2 protein-coding genes are annotated in these 2,819 nt (G+C 68.7%); one reads left to right on the forward strand and one right to left on the reverse strand.

Annotated elements, in window-relative coordinates; genetic code table 11:
* The coding region (locus FKV25_RS16365; protein WP_211345407.1) for a hypothetical protein at positions 1-255 on the forward strand (255 nt) is incomplete at its 5' end.
* A 118-nt stretch (positions 256-373) separates the two neighbouring features.
* Here FKV25_RS16365 and FKV25_RS09435 read toward each other — a convergent pair.
* The gene (locus FKV25_RS09435) at positions 374-2,605 is read right to left on the reverse strand and encodes an NADP-dependent isocitrate dehydrogenase (protein WP_141518549.1); all 2,232 of its coding nucleotides are present in this window, start codon (positions 2,603-2,605) and stop codon (positions 374-376) included.
* Positions 2,606-2,819: the final 214 nt, after the last annotated feature.

Raw genomic sequence — 2,819 nt, forward strand, 5'->3', positions numbered from 1 at the left:
CAAACTCGCTTCGCTCAGACAAGGGCGCCTCTCCGGCCGCCACGCCCTGCGGTGCTCGGCGGCCTCAAAGTCGCGAAGATCAAGATCAAGATCAACGGCAACGGCAACGGCAACGGCAACGGCAACGGCAACCCGCCGCGTAGCCCGGGCAAGCGCAGAGCCGTAGGGTGGGTAGAGCCGAAGGCGAAACCCACCGTCGCGCTGATCGCCCGGCGCGTAGCCCGGATACGCGAAGCGCACCGGGGGCCCCGATAAAGGCCAAGGCTGGACCCCACCGTTCGCTGGAATGGCGGCGCGCGGTTTCAAACGGACAAAAGCCAACAAAAAAGCGCCCCGGGCGGGGCGCTTTTCGTGGTGATGTCGTGCGGGAAACTCAGGCCGACAGCGTCGCCAGGGCGTCGTTGAGGGTCTGGCTGGGGCGCATCGCCTTGCCCAGCAGCGCCAGGTCGGGGTGGTAGTAGCCGCCCATCTCGACCGGCTGGCCCTGCACTGCATTCAACTCGGCGACGATCGTCTCCTCCTTGTCGGCCAGTGCCTTGGCCAGGGGGGTGAAGGTCGACTTGAGCGCCGCATCGGCGTCCTGCGCGGCCAGGGCCTGGGCCCAGTACAGCGCCAGGTAGAAATGGCTGCCGCGGTTGTCGAGTTCGCCGACCTTGCGCGAGGGCGACTTGTTCTCGTCGAGGAAGCGGCCGTTGGCGACGTCGAGCGCGTCGGCCAGCACCTTCGCGCGGGCATTGCCGGTGGTCTCGGCCAGGTGCTCGAGGGAGGCGGCCAGGGCGAGGAACTCGCCCAGCGAATCCCAGCGCAGGTGGTCTTCGGCGACGAACTGCTGCACGTGCTTGGGCGCGCTGCCGCCGGCGCCGGTCTCGAACAGGCCGCCGCCGGCCATCAACGGCACGATCGACAGCATCTTCGCGCTGGTGCCCAGCTCCATGATCGGGAACAGGTCGGTCAGGTAGTCGCGCAGCACGTTGCCGGTCACCGAGATGGTGTCCTCGCCGCGGCGGATGCGCTCCAGCGACAGCTGCATGGCCTCGACCGGCGAGAGCACGCGGATGTCCAGGCCGGCGGTGTCGTGGTCCTTGAGGTATTGCTCGACCTTGGCCGCCAGGTTGCGGTCGTGCGCGCGCTGCGGGTCCAGCCAGAACACCGCCGGCGTGCCGCTCAGGCGCGCGCGGGTGACCGCCAGCTTGACCCAGTCGCGGATCGGCGCGTCCTTGGTCTGGCACATGCGCCAGATGTCGCCGGCCTCGACCTCGTGCTTCATCAGCACCTGGCCGGCGTCGTCGAGCACTTCCACCGTGCCGTCGGCCGGGATCTGGAAGGTCTTGTCGTGGCTGCCGTATTCCTCGGCCTTCTGCGCCATCAGGCCGACGTTGGGCACGCTGCCCATGGTGGCGGGGTCGAACGCGCCGTGCGCCTTGCAGTCGTCGATGACGGCCTGGTAGATGCCGGCGTAGTTGCGGTCCGGGATCACGGCCTTGGTGTCCTGCAGCTGGCCCTGGGCATTCCACATCTGGCCAGAGTCGCGGATCATTGCCGGCATCGAGGCGTCGACGATGATGTCGCTGGGCACGTGCAGGTTGGTGATGCCCTTGTCGGAATTCACCATCGCCAGGCCCGGGCGCTCGGCGTACAGCGCCTCGATCCCGGCCTTGATGTCGGCCTGGGCGTCGGCCGGCAGGCGCGGGAGCACGGCATACAGATCGCCGATGCCGTTGTTGGCGTCGAAGCCGGCGGCCTCCAGTGCGTCGGCGTGCTTGTCCAGCACCGGGCGGTAGAAGCCGCGCACGAACGCGCCGAAGATGATCGGGTCGGAGACCTTCATCATCGTGGCCTTCAGGTGCAGCGAGAACAGTACGCCGCGTGCACGGGCGTCCTCGATCTGGGCGTCGACGAAGGCCGACAGCGCGCGCGCGCTCATGCAGGTGGCGTCGATCACCTCGCCGGCACTGACCGCGATGCCGGTCTTGAGCATGTTGCTGCGGCCGTCCGCGCTGGTCAGGCGGATCTTCACGGTACCGGCCTGGTCGACGACCACCGACTGCTCGCTGCCGTAGAAATCGCCCGATTCCATGTGCGCGACGTGCGACCTGGAGTCCGCGCTCCACTTGCCCATGCGGTGCGGGTGCTTGCGGGCGTAGTTCTTGACCGACAGCGGCGCGCGGCGGTCCGAGTTGCCCTCGCGCAGCACCGGGTTGACCGCGCTGCCCTTGGTGCGGTCGTAGCGCGCCTTGATGTCGCTCTCCTGCTCGCCCTTGGGCTCGTCGGGATAGTCGGGCAGCGGATGGCCCTGGCCCTGCAGTTCCTTGATCGCGGCCTTGAGCTGCGGCACCGAGGCGCTGATGTTGGGCAGCTTGATGATGTTGGCGTCCGGCGTCTTGGCCAGCTCGCCGAGCTCGGCCAGGTGGTCGCCGATCCGCTGGTCCTCGCCGAGCAGGTCGGGGAACTGCGCCAGGATGCGGCCGGCGAGCGAGATGTCGCGGGTCTCGACGGCAACCCCGGCGGTGCCGGCGAAGGCTTCGACGATCGGCAGCAGCGACTGGGTCGCCAGCAGCGGCGCTTCGTCGGTGAGGGTGTAGATGATCTTGGGGCTGTTGGGCATGGAGGGACTCGCAGGCAGTGGGCGGGCGCAGCCGCCGGACGGCGCGCGATGGACCCCCTATTGTCGCAACCGTACGGTTTCAGGGCAAAGGTGGAGGCGGTGCCTGAACGCATGTGCATATAACCGGGCCGCTGCATGCACTGGCCCCGGGGCCCTGCATGGGGTCCGATGGGGTCAGGGCCGCCACCGGGCGTGCCCGTCAGGGCGTGGCGCA

This window comes from Marilutibacter aestuarii, from assembly GCF_006546775.1.
Classification (GTDB): Bacteria; Pseudomonadota; Gammaproteobacteria; order Xanthomonadales; family Xanthomonadaceae; genus Marilutibacter; species Marilutibacter aestuarii.

Bases quoted from the DNA above. Each gene is read 5' to 3' on its own strand.
- FKV25_RS09435 (WP_141518549.1), bottom strand. From the start codon at position 2,605: ATGCCCAACAGCCCCAAGATCATCTACACCCTCACCGACGAAGCGCCG.